Raw genomic sequence first — 15,422 nt, 5'->3', positions numbered from 1 at the left:
GGGAGCGCGACGACAGTGGAGGGACAGCCGTGGCCAAGCGGCGGAACGGTAAGTCGACCGGCGTGACCGGTGACGCGCCGCCGGGCTTCGGCGACCGCACGGCGGCTGGTGGCGGGAAGTCCGGTGGCGGGAAGTCCGGCGGCCGGACGAAGTCGCGGATCCCCCGTTGGGCCCGGGTGTGCACGGTTCTGGGTACGGTGCTGGTGCTGCTCAGTGGCGGGGTGTTGATCGCCTCCGAGGTGCTGCTGGCCCGCTATCAGGGCGCGGTGAAGCAGGCCGACCTGTTCGGTGACCAGGCGGCGGGTGCGCAGGTCAAGCGCAAGGAGATCAACGGACCGGTCAACATCCTGCTGGTCGGCATCGACCCTCGGGCCAGCAACCCGAACGAGCCGCCCCGGTCCGACTCGATCATGGTCGTGCACGTCAACGAGTCGATGGACCAGGCGTACCTGTTCTCCATCCCCCGGGACCTGGTGGTGGACATCCCGGCGTTCCCGAAGGCCGAGTACCGCGGCGGTCGCGAGAAGATCAACTCTGCGATGTACTTCGGCAGTCGGGTGCCCGGGCAGGAGCGGCCAGACCCGGCCCGCGGCTTCGAGCTGCTGTCGAAGACGGTCTCCAAGGTCACCGGGATCGAGCGCTTCGACGCCGGCGCGATCATCGACTTCGGCGGGTTCCAGCGCATCGTGGACGCCATGGGCGGCGTCACGATGTACATCGACACCGACGTCAAGTCCGAGCACCGCGAGCCGGACGGCACGCATCGCAAACACAAGCGGTACGGCGAGGGCTACGTCGGTCCGCAGGCCGAGTACAAGAAGGGCACCGCCCACCTCAAGGGCTGGCAGGCCCTGGACTACGTCCGGCAGCGGTACGGGCTGCCGAACGGCGACTACGACCGGCAGCGGCACCAGCAGCAGTTCGTCCGGGCGATGGCGAACCAGGCGCTCAGCAAGGACGTGGTGACCAACCCGATCAAGCTGGACGGCGTACTCCGGGCGGCCGGCGAGTCCCTGATCTTCAACGGTCGGGGTGCCACCGTCGCCGACTGGGGCTTCGCGCTGCGTAACCTCCGGTCCGACTCGATACAGATGATCAAACTGCCGGGCGAGGGGATCGGCACCGGCCGGGCGTACAAGGGTGAGCGGTTGCAACCGCTGGCCCTGGAGTTCCTGGAGGCGCTCCGGGGCGGCGCGGCGGGAGAGTTCGTCGCCGCCCACCCTGAGATGATCAACAAGGAGAAGTGACCGGTCACTCGGCACCCGGCTCCCCGTGCCGAACAGGTCCCGACTAGACTCGTCGCAACCCCGCCGCAGAGGAGACAGCGTGGCAAAGCAGCTGACCGTGGAGCTGGTATCCGTCGAGGAGAAGCTCTGGACGGGCGAGGCCGAGATGGTTGTCGCCCGCACCACCGAGGGTGAGATCGGTGTCCTGCCGGGTCACGCGCCGCTGCTGGGCCTGCTGGCCGAGTCGAGCCAGGTACGCATCAAGCGCGCCGGTGGCGAACAACTAGCGTACGAGGTCACCGGCGGATTCCTCTCGGTCACCGGAGGCGGCGTGACCGTCCTGGCCGAGAGCGCCACCCAAGTCACTCCCGCATCCCGCTGAGCCGGCCCGCCGTGGAGGTCGTGGAAGGGATCGTCCTCGGCTTAGCCGTCCTGCTCGTGCTGTTCGGGGCGCTCTTCGTCCGTCGGGCCCTGGTGACCCGGTCCGGAGGGATCATCAGGCTCAGCGTCCGCGTCTCCACGATGCTCAACCAGCGTGGCTGGTCACCCGGGTTCGGCCGGTTCACGGACGACCAGTTGTGCTGGTATCGAATGTTCAGTCTGGCCCTGCGCCCGAAGCGGGTGCTCAACCGGACCGGGCTGGCCGTGGAGCGGCGCCGGATGCCAGAGGGTCAGGAACTGCTCTCCATGCCCGACGACTGGGTGATCCTCCGCTGCACCAGCCACCAGGCACCGGTGGAGATCGCGATGGCCAAATCAACCGTTACCGGTTTTCTCTCCTGGCTCGAGGCCGCCCCACCCGGGGCGGCCTCGCCGCGTCTGGCCCCGCACGACCACCGCCCGGCGGCCTGAGCCGCGACCGGGTCGACGCACCTCGCACCCTCGGCCTGATCGACTCAATGTCGGCGAACCTGGCGGGTTGGAGTGACCGGGACACCCCTGTATCGCCGACAACGAGTCGATCAAGAGGTCGCCGCGATGCGGACCGGGCGCCGACAGTGGTAAACGAGGGCGGGCGGAAGGTTCCGCCACACCGTACGCCCCACGGTGACCTCCTCGAACGACTCCGTGAGTAGGCCGTGGAAGCGCCGTGCCGGGCCGGTCCAGCGGACGTGCCGGTAGGCGAACGTGGTGAACGCGCCGCCGGCGGAGAGCGCGGCCACCACCCGGGACAGCATCGACCGCTGTCGACGCTCCGAAAACGCCGCCCAGGGCAGCCCGCTGACCACCACGTCGGCGGCCGGCAGGCGGTACGAGCTGAGCACGTCGCCGATCCGGGCCGCGTCCGCCACCACCACCCGGACCGCCGGGTGCCGATCGGCAACGCGGCGCGCGAGGCGCGGGTTGACCTCGATTGCCACGTGCTGTCCCCGGCCACCGAGCCGGCGCTGCACCGCGCCGGTGAACGCTCCCGTTCCGGGTCCGAGTTCCACCACCACCGGCTCTCCGGTCCGCGGTACGGCAGCGGTGATGTCACCGGCCAGATCTGGTCCGCTCGGTGCCACGGCGCCCACGATCATCGGTCGCCGGAGGAACTCGGTCAGGAACGCCGGCAGATCGCGGCTCGTCCCCTCGTGGGCAGGAAGATCGTTCATGGTCGGCACGGTAGGCCGGGAGAGCCGCTACCGATCTCCGTCGACGGGTCGGTCTGGCGGCCACCCGGAGGAGGCACGCCGGCCAGCGGGAGGGGCGGGGGGCGGTCAGCGGGTCCGTATGGTGGCCTGGTGACCCGACGCGGCTGGCGGTTCGACGTGCTGACAGCGCTGGCCGCGATCTGTTTCGTCCTGGTCACGTCAGCGCTGGGGTCGCCCCACATCCCGCAGCGCGGTGCCACACTGCTGCTGGAACTGGGCGCCGCCGTGCTGCTGGTCGCGGTTCGCCGGCATCCGCTCCCGGTGCTGCTCGCGGAGGCGGCGCTGCTGGTCGGGTCCGCCCTCACGCTGCCGTACGGGACGGCCATGCCGCTGTTCGCCGGCGGGTTCGCCCTCGGCTATCACTCCTACCGTTCGGGCTGGCTCGGCGCGATCCTGGGCTGGCTGATCGGGTTCGCCGTGACCGTGTTCAGCGTCGCCGTCCTGGGCGAGCCGACGGATCCGGTATTCGCCGGCAAGGAGGGCATGCTCCGGGTCGTCGTGTTGGCGATGCTGGTGGCCACGCCGGTGGTGTTCGGCCGGTACCTGCGGGGGGTGCGCGTCGCCACGCTGGTGGCCGAGGAACGGGTCCGGGAGGCGGACGCCCGCCGTGTGGTGGAGACCCGGGCGGCCCGGCTGGCCGAACGCGCCGCGGTGGCCCGTGACCTGCACGACATCGTGGCGCACCATATCGCCGGCGTCGCGGTGCGGGCCGGGTCGGCACAGTACGCCGCCCGGCACACCGGGCGGGTCGACGACGCCGTCGAGGCTCTCGGCGACATTCGGGCCACCTCTGCCAGGGTGGTGGAGGAGCTTCGGGCGCTGTTGGCGGTGCTACGGGACCCGGAGGCGGTGGCCTCGGATGCCCCACTGGTCGAGCCGGAGCAGGTGCTGGCCGAGGCCGAGCGGCTCACCCGCGCGGCGGGACTCGACGTGCGGGTAACCGGGGTTGGCGAGCTGGCGGCGGCCCCGCTGGTGGCTCGTACGACGGCGGCCCGGGTGGCCCGCGAGGGCCTGACGAACGCACTCAAGCACGCCGGTCCGGGCGCGGTGGTCGCGGTTGAGATCCGGACCGGATCGGACGGAATGCGCGTGGAGATCCGGGACAGTGGGCCCGCGGAGGCCCGCGCCGCCGTCGTGCCGCCACCCGGGTTGCCGTCCTCGGGGCACGGGCTCGCCGGTCTCCGGGAACGCGTCGGCCTGCTCGGTGGCACGCTGACGGCGGGGCCTGCGGACGGCGGTTGGCGGTTGGTGGCCCGGCTGCCGATGGGGAGGGACGAGGCGTGATCCGAGTTCTGATCGCGGACGACCAGATGCTGGTCAGGGCCGGGGTGAGCCTGCTGCTGCGCACCGCCGGGAGCTTCGACGTGGTCGGCGAGGCCGGTGACGGGTTGGAGACGGTCCGGTTGGCCGACCGGCTGCGGCCCGACGTGGTCCTGATGGACCTGCGGATGCCCCGGATGGACGGCATCGAGGCGACCCGGCGCATCCTGGAGAGCCAGCCGGCAGCTCGGATCCTGGTGCTCACCACCTTCGCCGACGACGGCTCGGTGTACGGCGCGCTGGGCGCCGGCGCTATCGGCTACCTCGTGAAGGACGGCGCGCCGGAGGAACTGATCGACGCCGTTCGCCGGGCCGCCCGGGGTGAACCGATGCTGGCGGCCGCGGTCCTGTCCCGGGTCGTCGACCGGGCCGTCACCGCGCACGCCGCCGAGCGGCCGACGGACGACCGGTCGGTGGACCGCCGGCTGCTCACCGACCGGGAGCGGGAGGTCCTGACCCTGGTCGGCGCCGGACTGTCGAACGCGGAGATAGGCGCCCGCCTACACCTCGGGGTCACCACGGTGAAGACGCACGTCTCGGCCGCGATGGAGAAGCTGCGGCTGCGCAACCGGGTGCAGGCCGCGGTGACGGCGCACCGCCTGGGTCTGGTCGACGACGACTTCCGTCCGGTGCCCAACCCCTAGACGAATCGGGCCCGCCCCTAGGTGCCGGTCCGGCCGACCGGAGGAGGCGGACGGCCCCGCGGCACGAGGCCCCGAGCCGTCGGCCCGGGGGACCGTTGCTGGCATGACCGCCACGCTCATCGACTGGCTCGGGGGACTGCCGCCCGCTGGCGTCTATCTCGTCGCGGCCGTGCTGCTCGCCGCGGAGGTCGGCATCTTGCTGGGTGTCGCCGTACCGGCCGCGACGACCATGCTGACCGTCGGGGCGTTGGCCCACTCCGGGCGCCTCGACCTGGGTACGGTGCTGATCGTCTGTGTGGCCGCCGCTTTCGCCGGCGACCAACTCGGCTTCGTCGAGGGTCGGCTGGCGGGGGACCGGGTGCGGCGCGGACGGCTCGGCCGCCGGATCGGTGCCGACCGGTGGGCGCGGGCCGACGAGCTGCTCATGAGGCGAGGCGGGCCGGCGGTGCTGGTCGGCCGGTGGATGGCGGTCGTGCGGACCATCGTGCCCAGGGTGGCTGGGGCGGCCGGGCTTCCGTACCGGCGGTTCGTGGCTTACAACGCTGCCGGTGTCGTGGTCTGGGTGCCGGGCACCGTGCTGCTGGGCTATGCCGGTGGCGCGTCCTACGCCCGGCTACCGGGCGTGCCGACCTGGGCGTGCGTGCTCGGCGCGGCAACCCTGGCCGTGCTGCTCTGGCTGCGCCACCGCCACCGCGCCGCCCCCATCACCCCGCCGATCTAGGGCAGATGGTCGTGATTGGAGATCAACTCACGACCATCTGCCCTGGATCGGCGGGGAGGGGGCGGCGATCAGCTCGACCTCGTACCCCTGCCGGTCGGCGAGGTAGCCGGCGTAGTGCCGGGGCCCGCCCGCGTACGGATGCCGGTCCGGAAACAGCAGTGACCACCCGTGGCCCGGCGCGGCCGCGACCAGCCGGTCGACGTCGGCCCGGGAACCGGCGTGGAAGGCGAGGTGGTTGAGCCCGGGAGCGCACCGGTCGTGCGCCGGCCCGGTGAGCGCCGAGGACCGCTCCAGCACCAGGTAGACCGGCCCGAGCCGCCAGGACGCCCCGGCCGGCCAGTCCTGGAACGGCTGCCAACCCAGCTCGCCGAGCAGCCAACCCCAGTCCTGCCGGGCAAGATCGAGATCCGGCACCCAGATCTCGACATGATGCAGGCCGCCCGTCCGGCGAGCCGGTCCGGGTCCAGCCGGGTCCGGCTCGGCGTCGCCCGGGTCCGGCTCCGTGCCGCGCGGTGTGGGTCCGGTCACCGGTTGGCGCCGGGGACCCATAGCACATCGCCGTCCGGGTTGGCGCTTCTTGCCAGGATGAAGAGCAGATCGGAGAGGCGATTGAGATACTTTGCCGGAAGAACACTGGTTCGTTCCGGGTCGCTACCGACGAGGGCCCACGCCGACCGTTCCGCGCGGCGGGCCACCGTACGCGCCACGTGCAGCAGCGCCGCTCCGGCGGTGCCGCCGGGGAGGATGAAGGAGTCGAGCTTGCCCAGTGGAGCGTTGAACTCGTCGCACCAGCCCTCCAGCCGGGTGACGTACTCGGCGGTCACCCGTAGCGGCGGGTACGCCGGTTCCGGCTCCACGGGCGTGGCCAGGTCGGCCCCGACGTCGAACAGGTCGTTCTGCACGGTGGCCAGCACCGCACGCAGGGCGTCGGGCAGTTGCCCCAAGGCCAGGGCCACGCCGATCGAGGCGTTGCACTCGTCGACGTCGGCGTACGCGACGATCCGCGGATCGGTCTTCGGGACCTCCTCGTTGTTGTTCAACCTGGTCGTGCCGGCGTCGCCGGCCCTGGTGTAGATGCGCGTGAGGTGGACGGCCATGTCGCACAGCGTACGGACGACCGGCCAGTCCGCCGAGCCGCCGGGGGCGGATCCGGCGAGCCGCGAACTGGCGGCACGGGACTCCGCCGACCGGCGCCGGCCGGACGGCGCCCGGCCGACGACGCCGGCTGACCCTACGATGACCGACGTGGACGTGATCAGGGTCGACGGCGGTGCCCGCCTCGCGGGCGAGGTGCACGTGGTGGGTGCCAAGAACTCCGCGCTCAAGCTGATGGCGGCGGCGCTGCTGGCACCCGGGCGCAGCGTGATCACGAACGTGCCCCGGATCACCGACATCGCGATCATGGGAGAGGTGCTCCGCCGCCTCGGTTGCGAGGTGACGTTCGGCGACGACGACCCCCCGGCCGCCGCCGGCAGCGGCGGAACGCCGGTCGGCGCCAGCGGCGCAGGGCTGCTCGTCCCACCGATGGCGGCCCCCGGCGTACCGCCGGCGGGGTCGGATTTCGCGGACCCGCCGGCGACCGACATCGCGGTCGCCCCGGCCACCGACGTCGCGGTCTCACCGGCCCGCGACATCGCGGCGGCGCGGCCGGCGGGTGAGCCGCCCGCGCCGCCGCCGCGGTCCCGGTCGGTCACCATCGACGTGCCCGAGCGGCTGGGTACGGAGGCCGACTATGACCTGGTACGCCGGCTGCGCGCGTCGATCTGCGTGCTCGGTCCGCTGCTGGCCCGCTGCGGGTACGTGCGGGTGGCGCACCCGGGCGGTGACGCGATCGGTTCCCGGGGGCTGGACATGCACGTGGCCGGCCTGGCCCGGATGGGTGCCGAGATCTCCGGCGAGCACGGCTTCGTGGTGGCCTCCGCTCCCGGCGGTCTGCACGGCGGGACCGTATGGCTCGACTTCCCGAGCGTCGGGGCCACCGAGAACCTGGTGATGGCGGCGGTGCTGGCCAACGGCGTCACGCAGATCGACAACGCGGCGCGGGAACCGGAGATCGTCGACATCTGCGCGATGCTCTCCGAGATGGGCGCCAAGATCGACGGCGTCGGCACGTCGACCCTGCGCATCGAGGGCGTGCGCGAGTTGAGCCCGGTGCGGCACGCCACCGTCGGCGATCGGATCGTGGCCGGCACCTGGGCGTTCGCCTCGGCGATGACCCGGGGGGACGTGACCGTTACCGGGGTCAGCCCCACCTACCTGGAGATCGCCCTGGACAAGGTGGTCTCCGCCGGTGGCCTGGTGGAGACCCGGCACGACGCCTTCCGGGTGCAGATGGACCGGCGACCGTCAGCGGTCGACGTGGTCACCCTGCCGTATCCCGGGTTCGCCACCGACCTGCTGCCGATGGCGATCGGCTTGGCCTCGGTGAGCGAGGGCGCGTCACTGATCACCGAGAACATCTTCGACGGGCGGTTCATGTTCGTCAGCGAGATGTCGCGGCTCGGTGCCGACATCAAGACCGACGGCCACCATGCCGTGGTACGCGGGCGCGAGCGGCTGTCCAGCGCGCCGGTGCGGGCCACCGACATCCGGGCCGGTGCCGGGCTGGTGGTGGCCGGACTGTGCGCCGACGGGGTGACCGAGGTCTCGCACGTGCACCACATCGACCGGGGCTACCCGGACTTCGTGTCCGACCTGCGATGTCTCGGGGTGACGGTGGAGCGGGCACTGGCCCCGGAGGATCCCGAGTTCTCCCTCTGACAGTGAGGATGGAGGAGTGGTCACCCGGGCCGGTCTGACTCACGCTCTGACGAAGGCTGCCGGGGCCGCCTTTACGGACGTTCAGGCTCGCCCGTTAGGGTGCTCGAAGCAGGCGGGTTCCTCCGGCGAGGGAGTGGCAGATGGCGGGGCGGTTGGCGGTCATCGGGGCGGGTCTGATGGGTTCGGGCATCGCCCAGGTGGCGGCCCAGGCGGGGTGGCAGGTGACGCTGCGCGATCTGGACGACGCCGCCACGCGGCGGGGACTCGACGGCATCCGTAAGTCGCTGGACAAGTTCGCCACCAAGGGCGCCATCGAGGCCGCCGACGTGTCGGCGACGCTGGACCGGATCACCCCGACCACCGACCTGGAGGCCGCCGCGGACGCCGACATCGTGGTGGAGGCGGTCTTCGAGCGGCTCGACGTCAAGCACGAGGTGTTCCGCGCGCTGGACAAGATCTGCAAGGCCGACGCGGTGCTAGCGACCAACACCTCGGCCATCCCGGTGACCCAGATCGCGGCCGTCACCCAGCGGCCGGAGGCGGTCGTCGGGACGCACTTCTTCTCCCCGGTGCCGATGATGAAGCTCTGCGAACTGGTACGCGGCTTCAAGACCAGCGACGAGACGCTGGCCGCCGTCCGCTCGTTCGCCGAGGAGATCGGCAAGACGGTGGTCGTGGTCAACCGGGACATCGCCGGGTTCGTCACCACCCGGCTCATCGCCGCGCTGGTCATGGAGGCCGTCAAGCTGGTCGAGTCGGGGGTGGTATCGGCCGAGGATCTGGACACGGCCTGCAAGCTCGGGTTCGGGCACGCCATGGGACCGCTGGCCACCACCGACCTCACCGGCGCCGACGTGCTGCTGCACGCCGCGAAGAACATCTACGCCGACACCGCGGACGAGAAGTTTTTCCCCCCGGAGCTGCTCCAGCGCATGGTCACCGCCGGCGACCTGGGCCGCAAGACCGGCAAGGGCTTCTACTCGTACTGATCGCGGGCCAGAAGCGATCCAGTGTGGTGTCGGGAAGGTTCACCGGGTCGGTCGGGGCTGGGCGGTACGCGGTGCTGAATGCGGAGCGTGACAACTGTCGTCTCTCTCGCGCTGCGTACCGTGTGTAACGATTCCTTGAGTTGCCATGCTGGTGTCGGCGGTCCTTTGCGGTGCTGTAGCCCACGCAACACCCGGGTTCATCCGGTGTGATAGCCACCTGTCGATGTAAGGTGGTCAGCGCCTGTGGTCACCGTGAGTTGCTGTTGCGTGGGCTACAGCACCGCAAAGGCGAGAATCGGTCGCCGAGCGGACCCGTCCTTGGTGACTGTGAGTGCCCCGTCTGGCAGGTACGGTGCACGCCGGAAACGGCAACGAAACCACGCCTACGGTGATCACCGCCGACGGCGCCCGCACCAATCCGGACCCGGCATGGGTCAGGGCCCAGCTCGCAGCGGCACGGCCGTGAACGTCAGCCGTCGCGCTTGGTGGTCCAGCGGAAGGTGAGCAGGCACAGCACCAGGCCGATCACGCACCAGGCGGCCAGGACGAACGCCACCCGGCCGAGTTCGAACGACCCGCCCGGTTCCTGGCCGCCGAACGTCTCCGGCAGGAACACCGAGCGCAGCCCCTGGCACATCCACTTGAGCGGGAAGAACGCCGCGACCTGCTGCATCCAGGCGGGCAGGTCGGTGAAGACGAAGAACACTCCGGAGATGAACTGGAGCACCAGCGCGACGGGGGTGACCACGGCCGAGCCGCTGCGGGCGGTGCGGGCCAGCGACGAGATGGCGATGCCACAGAGGGTGCACGCGGTGACACCGAGCACCGACACCCAGCCGAAGGTCAGCCACCGCGCGGCGCTGCCCGGCAGCGACAGGTCGAACAGCCCAACGGAGACGGCGAGCAGCAGCGCGGTCTCGGCCGCCCCGATCACCACCACCATGATCACCTTGCCGGCGAAGTAGACCCATTTCGGCATCGGCGTGCCGCGCAGCCGCTTGAGCAGCCCTCGGTCCCGCTCCACGGGGATCCAGATGCCGAGGTTCTGGAAGCTCACCGTCATCAGCCCGGTGGCGATCATGCCGGTGATGAAGTATTGCGTGTAATCGACGCCCGGCGCGATCTCGCCGTCGAAGATCGCCGCGAAGATCAGGATCATGATGACCGGGAAGCCCATGGTGAACACCACCGACTCCCTGCTGCGCAGGAACTGGCGGATCTCCAACCGGCCCTGCCGCAGCGCCAGCTGGGCGGGTCCGACCCGCCGGGTCGGGGTGGTCGCCGCCGGCGCCGCGATATCGGTGGTGGTCATCGGTGTCCGATCATCCGTAGGTAGACGTCCTCCAGGGTGGGCCGGGTGACGGTCAGCCCCGGCACCTCGCCGTCGAACCGCGCGGCCAGCTCCGCCACCAGCGCCGTCGGCGTCGCGCTCTCCCGCCGCTGCCAGCCTCCGTCCGGGGTACGCCAGGAGACGGTGGCCAGCGCCGCCTCCCGGTCGCCGAGCCGATCCGGGGTGGCCACCTCGATCAGCCGACCGCCAGCGATCACCCCCACCCGGTCGGCAAGCGACTCGGCCTCGTCCAGGTAGTGGGTGGTCAGCACGATTGTGGTGCCGGCGGCGGCCAGGTCCCGGATCAGCTCCCAGAACTCGCGCCGCGCCTCCGGGTCGAAACCGGTGGTCGGCTCGTCCAGGAAGAGGAGTTCGGGCTGGCCGATGATGCCCAGCGCGACGTCCAGCCGGCGCCGCTGCCCGCCGGAGAGGGAGTGCGTGCGGGCCCGCGCCTTCGCGGTCAGCCCTACCCGCTCGATCACCTTGTCCGGGTCGTCGGGAGCGGGATAGAAGCCGGCGAAGTGGCTCACCACCTCGCGGACGGTCAGCTCGTCGAACTCGCCGGTGCCCTGGAGCACGATGCCGACCCGGGTCCGCCAGTCCTGCCCGGCGGTCGCCGGGTCGGCGTCGAGGACGCGGACCTCGCCGGCGTCCCGCTGCCGGTAGCCCTCCAGGATCTCCACCGTGGTGGTCTTGCCCGCGCCGTTCGGTCCGAGCAGGGCGAACACCTCCCCCCGCCGGACGTCGAGATCGACACCGGCGACGGCGTCGACTCCGCCGTACGCCTTGCGGAGGCCGCGTACGGAGATCGCGAGCTGGGGTTCCATCCGACCATCGTAAGGAGGGGCCCCTTCCTGTCGCCTTTCGCATCGGAAGGGGCCCCGGTCAACCACGATCAGGAAGCGGGCGGACCGGTCTCCGGGGCGCGGAACTCGGGCACCGGCACGTCGGCCGGGTCCACCTCTTCCGTCCGGCCGGAACGCCCCCGGGCACCGGCCAACTCGGCCGCCAGGTCGGCGGCCCGCTCCCGCGGGTCGCGCCCGTCCGGCGGCCGGTCACCGAAGATGATCTCGTGGTGGACATGGACGATCTCACCGGATTCCGGGGACCGGACCAGGAAGGCCCGGTGCGTGGACCGGTGGTCGTCGGTGGCTGCGGACATCTGTCACCCCCAGAGGAACATGGTCAGCGTGCCCTCGATCGCGGCGTCGTAGGTGCGGGCGGCAACCGTGACGGCGAGCAGTCGGGGAACGAACCAGGCCGGTCCCCAGGTGCCGAACCGGTTGTCGCCGAAGTTAACGATCTCCAGGGCGCCGGCGTCGTTGAGCTGGAACACCGTCTTGATTCCGAACTCGGACTGGCCGTCGCCGGCGACGTACTTCGTGGTGCACTGCAACCACACGGCGGTGGTGCCCCACGGATTGCTCACGTACATCGATGTGGAGTGGTAGCCGCTGCCGCCGGTGGTGAGCCCGCCGGGCCAGCTGATGGCGAGGACCGCCATGGGACCTCCTCGAAAGCGTCGGAACGCGTCAAGCGTCCCGATCGTCAGTCGTTTCGACAGTCCTCGATCTGCCTGTCGCCGTTTCCGGACACATCGGGTCCGTCGCCGGTTCGTGCAGGCTCGGCGTTGAGGGGAACGCCAGGAGCGAACCGCCGGATGTGTGGTTTTTCACCGGTCCAGGTGACTCGTCGGTAACTTAGACTCCCGCCATGGACGACAGGGTGCGTGGCGGGGACGGCGGGACGGACTCCGGCCGCCTGCCCGAGCGGGACCGACCGTGGGTGATGCGGACGTACGCCGGCCACTCGTCGGCCGCCGCCACCAACGCGCTGTTCCGGCGCAACCTGGCCAAGGGGCAGACCGGTCTGTCCGTCGCCTTCGACCTGCCCACCCAGACCGGGTACGACCCGGACCACGAACTGGCGGCCGGTGAGGTGGGCCGGGTCGGGGTGCCGATCTCGCACCTTGGCGACATGCGCGCGTTGTTCGACCGGATCCCGCTGGCCGAGGCGAACACCTCGATGACCATCAACGCCACGGCGATGTGGTTGCTCGCCCTCTATGTGGTGGCCGCCGAGGAACAGGGCGCCGCGACCCAGCGACTCACCGGGACGACGCAGAACGACATCGTCAAGGAGTACCTGTCCCGGGGCACGTACATCTTCCCGCCGGCACCTTCGCTGCGCCTGACCACCGACACCATCGCGTGGACGGTGGTTAACGCGCCGAAGTGGAACCCGGTAAACATCTGCTCGTACCACCTTCAGGAGGCCGGCGCGACTCCGGTGCAGGAGGTCGGTTTCGCGCTGGCCACCGCGGTGGCGGTGCTGGACGCGGTGCGCGACTCGGGCCAGTTGCCGGCGGACCGGATCGGCGACGTGGTGCGGCGGATCTCGTTCTTCGTGAACGCCGGGGTCCGGTTCGTCGAGGAGATGGCCAAGATGCGGGCGTTCGCACGGTTGTGGGACGAGATCACCGCGGAGCGCTACGGCGTCACCGACCCGAAGGCCCGCCGCTTCCGGTACGGGGTGCAGGTGAACTCCCTCGGCCTGACCGAGGCCCAACCGGAGAACAACATCCAGCGCATCGTGCTGGAGATGCTCGGTGTGACGCTGTCCCGCGACGCCCGCGCCCGCGCCGTCCAGTTGCCCGCCTGGAACGAGGCGCTGGGGCTGCCCCGGCCGTGGGACCAGCAGTGGTCGCTGCGCATGCAGCAGGTGCTGGCGTACGAGTCGGACCTGCTCGAATATCCGGACCTGTTCGAGGGCTCGCACGTGGTGACCGCGCTTGTCGACGAGATCGTGGCCGGCGCCCGGTGGGAACTGGACGGGATCCTGGAGCAGGGCGGCGTGGTGGCCGCGGTGGAGAGTGGCTATCTCAAGAGCGCCCTGGTGGCCTCGCTGGCCGAGCGCCGCCGGCGGATGGAGACGGGCTCGGACGTGGTGGTGGGGGTGAACCGGTTCGTCGAGACCGAGCCGTCCCCGCTGACCGCGGCCGGTGCCGACGCGGTGCAGCGGGTGGACCCGTCGGCCGAGCAGGCCGCGGCCGGCGCCGTACGCGACTGGCGGGCGGGCCGGGATCAGGCCGAGGCCGCAGCGGCGCTGGACCGGCTGCGGGCCGAGGCCGCCGGCACCGCGAACCTGATGGACGCCACCCTGGCCTGCGTCCGGGCCGGGGTGACCACCGGCGAGTGGGCCGCCGCGTTGCGCGCGGTGTTCGGCGAGTACCGGCCCCCCACGGGGCTGGCCGGCGCGGGCGGGGTCGCCGCCGACGCGGGCCTGTCGGCGGTCCGGGAGCGGGTCGGCCGGACCGCCGCGGAACTGGGCAGCGGCCGGTTGCGGCTGCTGGTGGGCAAGCCCGGCCTGGACGGGCACTCCAACGGCGCCGAGCAGATCGCGGTCCGCGCCCGGGACGCCGGCTTCGAGGTCGTCTACCAGGGCATCCGGTTGACGCCGAGGCAGATCGTGGCGGCCGCCGTGCAGGAGGACGTGGATCTCGTGGGGCTGTCCGTGCTGTCCGGGTCGCACCTGGCGGCCGTACCGGCGGTGCTGGACGGGTTGCGCGCGGCCGGCCGGGCCGACCTGCCGGTGGTGGTCGGCGGCATCATTCCGCCGGCGGACGCGGACGCGCTGCGCTCCGCCGGCGTGGCTCGGGTGTTCACGCCGCGCGACTTCGCGTTGAGCGGCATCGTCGACGAGTTGGTGACGGTGATCCGGGAAGCGAACGACCTCACAGCTTGACGGGCTCGTAGGTCAGGCAGTCGGCGGCGTCCAGGTCGGGGCCGACGGTGATGGACGAAGCGTGGCAGACGAGGTCGTCATTGTGCCGGCAGTCGGCCCGCTTGCAGGCGCCCACCTGGGCGGTCAGCGTGGCCACCCCACCCTTCACGGGCCCGTCGACGAAGGTTTCGCAGTGGGCGCGTTCGCTGCTGCCCACCGTGATGGCGAACGCGTGGCAGCCAGTCTGGTTGTACGCGCAGGCGCGCACGGCGCAGTCGCGTACCTGCGGCATGTCGATCGTTGCCATCGTTGGGACCTCCGCGGTGCCGGATCAGCGTCGTCCCAATTTTAGAACTATCCACCACAAAGAGATGCAAAACCGTATGACGACCGCAACCAGCCGGTTTTAGCCGTAATCGGCGTACCGTGCCGCCCGGCGCCCGCGTCGCCGATCTCTACGGCGGCGGACGAGCCAGGCGACGAAGGCCACCAGCGCCACCCCGAAGACCAGTACGAGGACCGGGAAGACGATCGCCACGATGGACATCACCACGCTCGTCGCGTCCTCGGCGGTGCTGGCCACCGGTGCTCCCACCCCCGCCGTCGAGGCGTTGACCACCGGCCGGGCGGCCGACTTCACCCCGTGCACGCCGAACGCGATCAACACTCCGGCCACGATCGGTACCCACTGCTGGGAGGTGAAGAAGGCTCCGGGGTCGCTCACCGTCACCGTCTCCGAGCCGGCTCCGGCGCCGAACGCCAGGCCGCCGGCCGTCGGGCGGACCACCGTCTGCACGACGTCGTTCACGTGGTCGACCACCGGCACCTTGTCCGCGACCACCTCGATCACGAGCAGCACCGCGAGGATCGCGATGACCCAGCCGTTGGCCAACCACTGCCAACCGGACGGCAGGTCGATCAGGCTGGTGTAGCGGGACAACAGTCCCATCAGGAGCAGCGGGATGTAGGCGTTCAGTCCGGCGGACGCCGCCAGACCCGTACCGGTGAGGGCTTCGAGCACGAATCCCAGGATCGCATCGACGCGCCACCCTCGCCCGGTGTGGCCGGATGGCCC

The 15,422-nt window shown here is 71.3% G+C and carries 18 protein-coding genes; 9 read left to right on the top strand and 9 right to left on the bottom strand.

The features are described from left to right. Positions 1-62 precede the first annotated feature (62 nt). The 3 genes from ACFQUZ_RS05630 to ACFQUZ_RS05620 all read left to right on the top strand — a co-directional run bounded on the left by ACFQUZ_RS05630 (position 63) and on the right by ACFQUZ_RS05620 (position 2,078). Entirely contained in the window at positions 63-1,247 is a 1,185-nt protein-coding gene (locus ACFQUZ_RS05630) for an LCP family protein (RefSeq protein WP_377438841.1), read from the top strand. 79 nt (positions 1,248-1,326) lie between these two features. Further along, positions 1,327-1,608, top strand: coding sequence for a F0F1 ATP synthase subunit epsilon (locus ACFQUZ_RS05625; protein WP_377438456.1), 282 nt, complete (start codon positions 1,327-1,329; stop codon positions 1,606-1,608). 11 nt (positions 1,609-1,619) lie between these two features. Next, on the top strand, positions 1,620-2,078 hold the full coding sequence (locus tag ACFQUZ_RS05620; RefSeq protein ID WP_377438453.1) for a DUF2550 domain-containing protein: 459 nt from the start codon (positions 1,620-1,622) through the stop codon (positions 2,076-2,078). Between the two features lie 110 nt (positions 2,079-2,188). Here the strand turns inward: ACFQUZ_RS05620 and ACFQUZ_RS05615 are convergent, their stop codons facing one another. Beyond that, on the bottom strand, positions 2,189-2,821 hold the full coding sequence (locus ACFQUZ_RS05615) for a class I SAM-dependent methyltransferase (protein ID WP_377438450.1): 633 nt from the start codon (positions 2,819-2,821) through the stop codon (positions 2,189-2,191). A 129-nt stretch (positions 2,822-2,950) separates the two neighbouring features. Between ACFQUZ_RS05615 and ACFQUZ_RS05610 the strand changes: the two genes are divergently transcribed. The 3 genes from ACFQUZ_RS05610 to ACFQUZ_RS05600 all read left to right on the top strand — a co-directional run bounded on the left by ACFQUZ_RS05610 (position 2,951) and on the right by ACFQUZ_RS05600 (position 5,545). Then, positions 2,951-4,144 (top strand): sensor histidine kinase, encoded by a 1,194-nt coding sequence (locus tag ACFQUZ_RS05610; RefSeq protein ID WP_377438448.1) that lies wholly within the window; start codon positions 2,951-2,953, stop codon positions 4,142-4,144. Next, entirely contained in the window at positions 4,141-4,824 is a 684-nt protein-coding gene (locus ACFQUZ_RS05605) for a response regulator (protein WP_377438445.1), read from the top strand. Before ACFQUZ_RS05610 ends, ACFQUZ_RS05605 begins: the two co-directional genes overlap by 4 nt. A gap of 103 nt (positions 4,825-4,927) precedes the next feature. Further along, positions 4,928-5,545: a DedA family protein gene (locus tag ACFQUZ_RS05600; RefSeq protein ID WP_377438442.1), complete on the top strand. Its 618-nt coding sequence runs from the start codon at positions 4,928-4,930 to the stop codon at positions 5,543-5,545. Positions 5,546-5,572: 27 nt separating this feature from the next. Here ACFQUZ_RS05600 and ACFQUZ_RS05595 read toward each other — a convergent pair whose 3' ends face one another. Both ACFQUZ_RS05595 and ACFQUZ_RS05590 read right to left on the bottom strand, forming a co-directional pair. Next, a complete protein-coding gene (locus ACFQUZ_RS05595) occupies positions 5,573-5,980 on the bottom strand; it encodes a VOC family protein (protein ID WP_377438838.1) in 408 nt (135 codons plus the stop codon). Between the two features lie 89 nt (positions 5,981-6,069). After that, entirely contained in the window at positions 6,070-6,642 is a 573-nt protein-coding gene (locus tag ACFQUZ_RS05590) for a cob(I)yrinic acid a,c-diamide adenosyltransferase (protein ID WP_377438440.1), read from the bottom strand. A 67-nt stretch (positions 6,643-6,709) separates the two neighbouring features. Here ACFQUZ_RS05590 and murA point away from each other — a divergent pair, with 67 nt between their 5' ends. Both murA and ACFQUZ_RS05580 read left to right on the top strand, forming a co-directional pair. Beyond that, the gene (gene murA, locus ACFQUZ_RS05585) at positions 6,710-8,305 is read left to right on the top strand and encodes a UDP-N-acetylglucosamine 1-carboxyvinyltransferase (RefSeq protein ID WP_377438836.1); all 1,596 of its coding nucleotides are present in this window, start codon (positions 6,710-6,712) and stop codon (positions 8,303-8,305) included. 140 nt (positions 8,306-8,445) lie between these two features. Next, a complete protein-coding gene (locus ACFQUZ_RS05580) occupies positions 8,446-9,294 on the top strand; it encodes a 3-hydroxyacyl-CoA dehydrogenase family protein (RefSeq protein WP_377438437.1) in 849 nt (282 codons plus the stop codon). Positions 9,295-9,763: 469 nt separating this feature from the next. Here the strand turns inward: ACFQUZ_RS05580 and ACFQUZ_RS05575 are convergent, their stop codons facing one another. The 4 genes from ACFQUZ_RS05575 to ACFQUZ_RS05560 form a co-directional block, all read right to left on the bottom strand. Then, positions 9,764-10,606, bottom strand: coding sequence for an ABC transporter permease (locus tag ACFQUZ_RS05575; protein ID WP_377438434.1), 843 nt, complete (start codon positions 10,604-10,606; stop codon positions 9,764-9,766). Further along, positions 10,603-11,451 carry an ABC transporter ATP-binding protein gene (locus tag ACFQUZ_RS05570; RefSeq protein WP_377438432.1) on the bottom strand — a complete coding sequence of 283 codons (849 nt, stop codon included), beginning with the start codon at positions 11,449-11,451 and terminating at the stop codon, positions 10,603-10,605. Before ACFQUZ_RS05570 ends, ACFQUZ_RS05575 begins: the two co-directional genes overlap by 4 nt. A gap of 68 nt (positions 11,452-11,519) precedes the next feature. Continuing rightward, entirely contained in the window at positions 11,520-11,786 is a 267-nt protein-coding gene (locus ACFQUZ_RS05565) for a hypothetical protein (RefSeq protein WP_377438430.1), read from the bottom strand. Between the two features lie 3 nt (positions 11,787-11,789). Further along, complete coding sequence (locus ACFQUZ_RS05560; RefSeq protein WP_377438427.1) at positions 11,790-12,128, bottom strand: hypothetical protein; 339 nt, start codon at positions 12,126-12,128, stop codon at positions 11,790-11,792. 209 nt (positions 12,129-12,337) lie between these two features. Between ACFQUZ_RS05560 and ACFQUZ_RS05555 the strand changes: the two genes are divergently transcribed. Beyond that, positions 12,338-14,368 (top strand): protein meaA, encoded by a 2,031-nt coding sequence (locus tag ACFQUZ_RS05555; protein ID WP_377438425.1) that lies wholly within the window; start codon positions 12,338-12,340, stop codon positions 14,366-14,368. Here ACFQUZ_RS05555 and ACFQUZ_RS05550 read toward each other — a convergent pair. Then, entirely contained in the window at positions 14,358-14,654 is a 297-nt protein-coding gene (locus ACFQUZ_RS05550) for a DUF1540 domain-containing protein (RefSeq protein WP_377438423.1), read from the bottom strand. The two genes, ACFQUZ_RS05555 and ACFQUZ_RS05550, sit on opposite strands and share 11 nt — an antisense overlap. Before the next feature lie 99 nt (positions 14,655-14,753). Further along, positions 14,754-15,368 (bottom strand): DUF4126 domain-containing protein, encoded by a 615-nt coding sequence (locus tag ACFQUZ_RS05545; protein WP_377438420.1) that lies wholly within the window; start codon positions 15,366-15,368, stop codon positions 14,754-14,756. Between the last annotated feature and the right edge of the window lie 54 nt (positions 15,369-15,422).

Source organism: Plantactinospora sp. GCM10030261 (genome assembly GCF_042666615.1).
Classification (GTDB): domain Bacteria; phylum Actinomycetota; class Actinomycetes; order Mycobacteriales; family Micromonosporaceae; genus KBS50.
This window is presented reverse-complemented; position numbering and strand designations above follow the sequence as displayed.

Excerpts from the sequence above, each read along its gene's own strand:
- ACFQUZ_RS05615 (WP_377438450.1), bottom strand. The coding sequence starts at position 2,821 with ATGAACGATCTTCCTGCCCACGAGGGGACGAGCCGCGATCTGCCGGCG.
- ACFQUZ_RS05600 (WP_377438442.1), top strand. The coding sequence starts at position 4,928 with ATGACCGCCACGCTCATCGACTGGCTCGGGGGACTGCCGCCCGCTGGC.
- ACFQUZ_RS05590 (WP_377438440.1), bottom strand. The coding sequence starts at position 6,642 with ATGGCCGTCCACCTCACGCGCATCTACACCAGGGCCGGCGACGCCGGC.
- ACFQUZ_RS05580 (WP_377438437.1), top strand. The coding sequence starts at position 8,446 with ATGGCGGGGCGGTTGGCGGTCATCGGGGCGGGTCTGATGGGTTCGGGC.
- ACFQUZ_RS05575 (WP_377438434.1), bottom strand. The coding sequence starts at position 10,606 with ATGACCACCACCGATATCGCGGCGCCGGCGGCGACCACCCCGACCCGG.
- ACFQUZ_RS05570 (WP_377438432.1), bottom strand. The coding sequence starts at position 11,451 with ATGGAACCCCAGCTCGCGATCTCCGTACGCGGCCTCCGCAAGGCGTAC.
- ACFQUZ_RS05565 (WP_377438430.1), bottom strand. The coding sequence starts at position 11,786 with ATGTCCGCAGCCACCGACGACCACCGGTCCACGCACCGGGCCTTCCTG.
- ACFQUZ_RS05560 (WP_377438427.1), bottom strand. The coding sequence starts at position 12,128 with ATGGCGGTCCTCGCCATCAGCTGGCCCGGCGGGCTCACCACCGGCGGC.
- ACFQUZ_RS05555 (WP_377438425.1), top strand. The coding sequence starts at position 12,338 with ATGGACGACAGGGTGCGTGGCGGGGACGGCGGGACGGACTCCGGCCGC.
- ACFQUZ_RS05550 (WP_377438423.1), bottom strand. The coding sequence starts at position 14,654 with ATGGCAACGATCGACATGCCGCAGGTACGCGACTGCGCCGTGCGCGCC.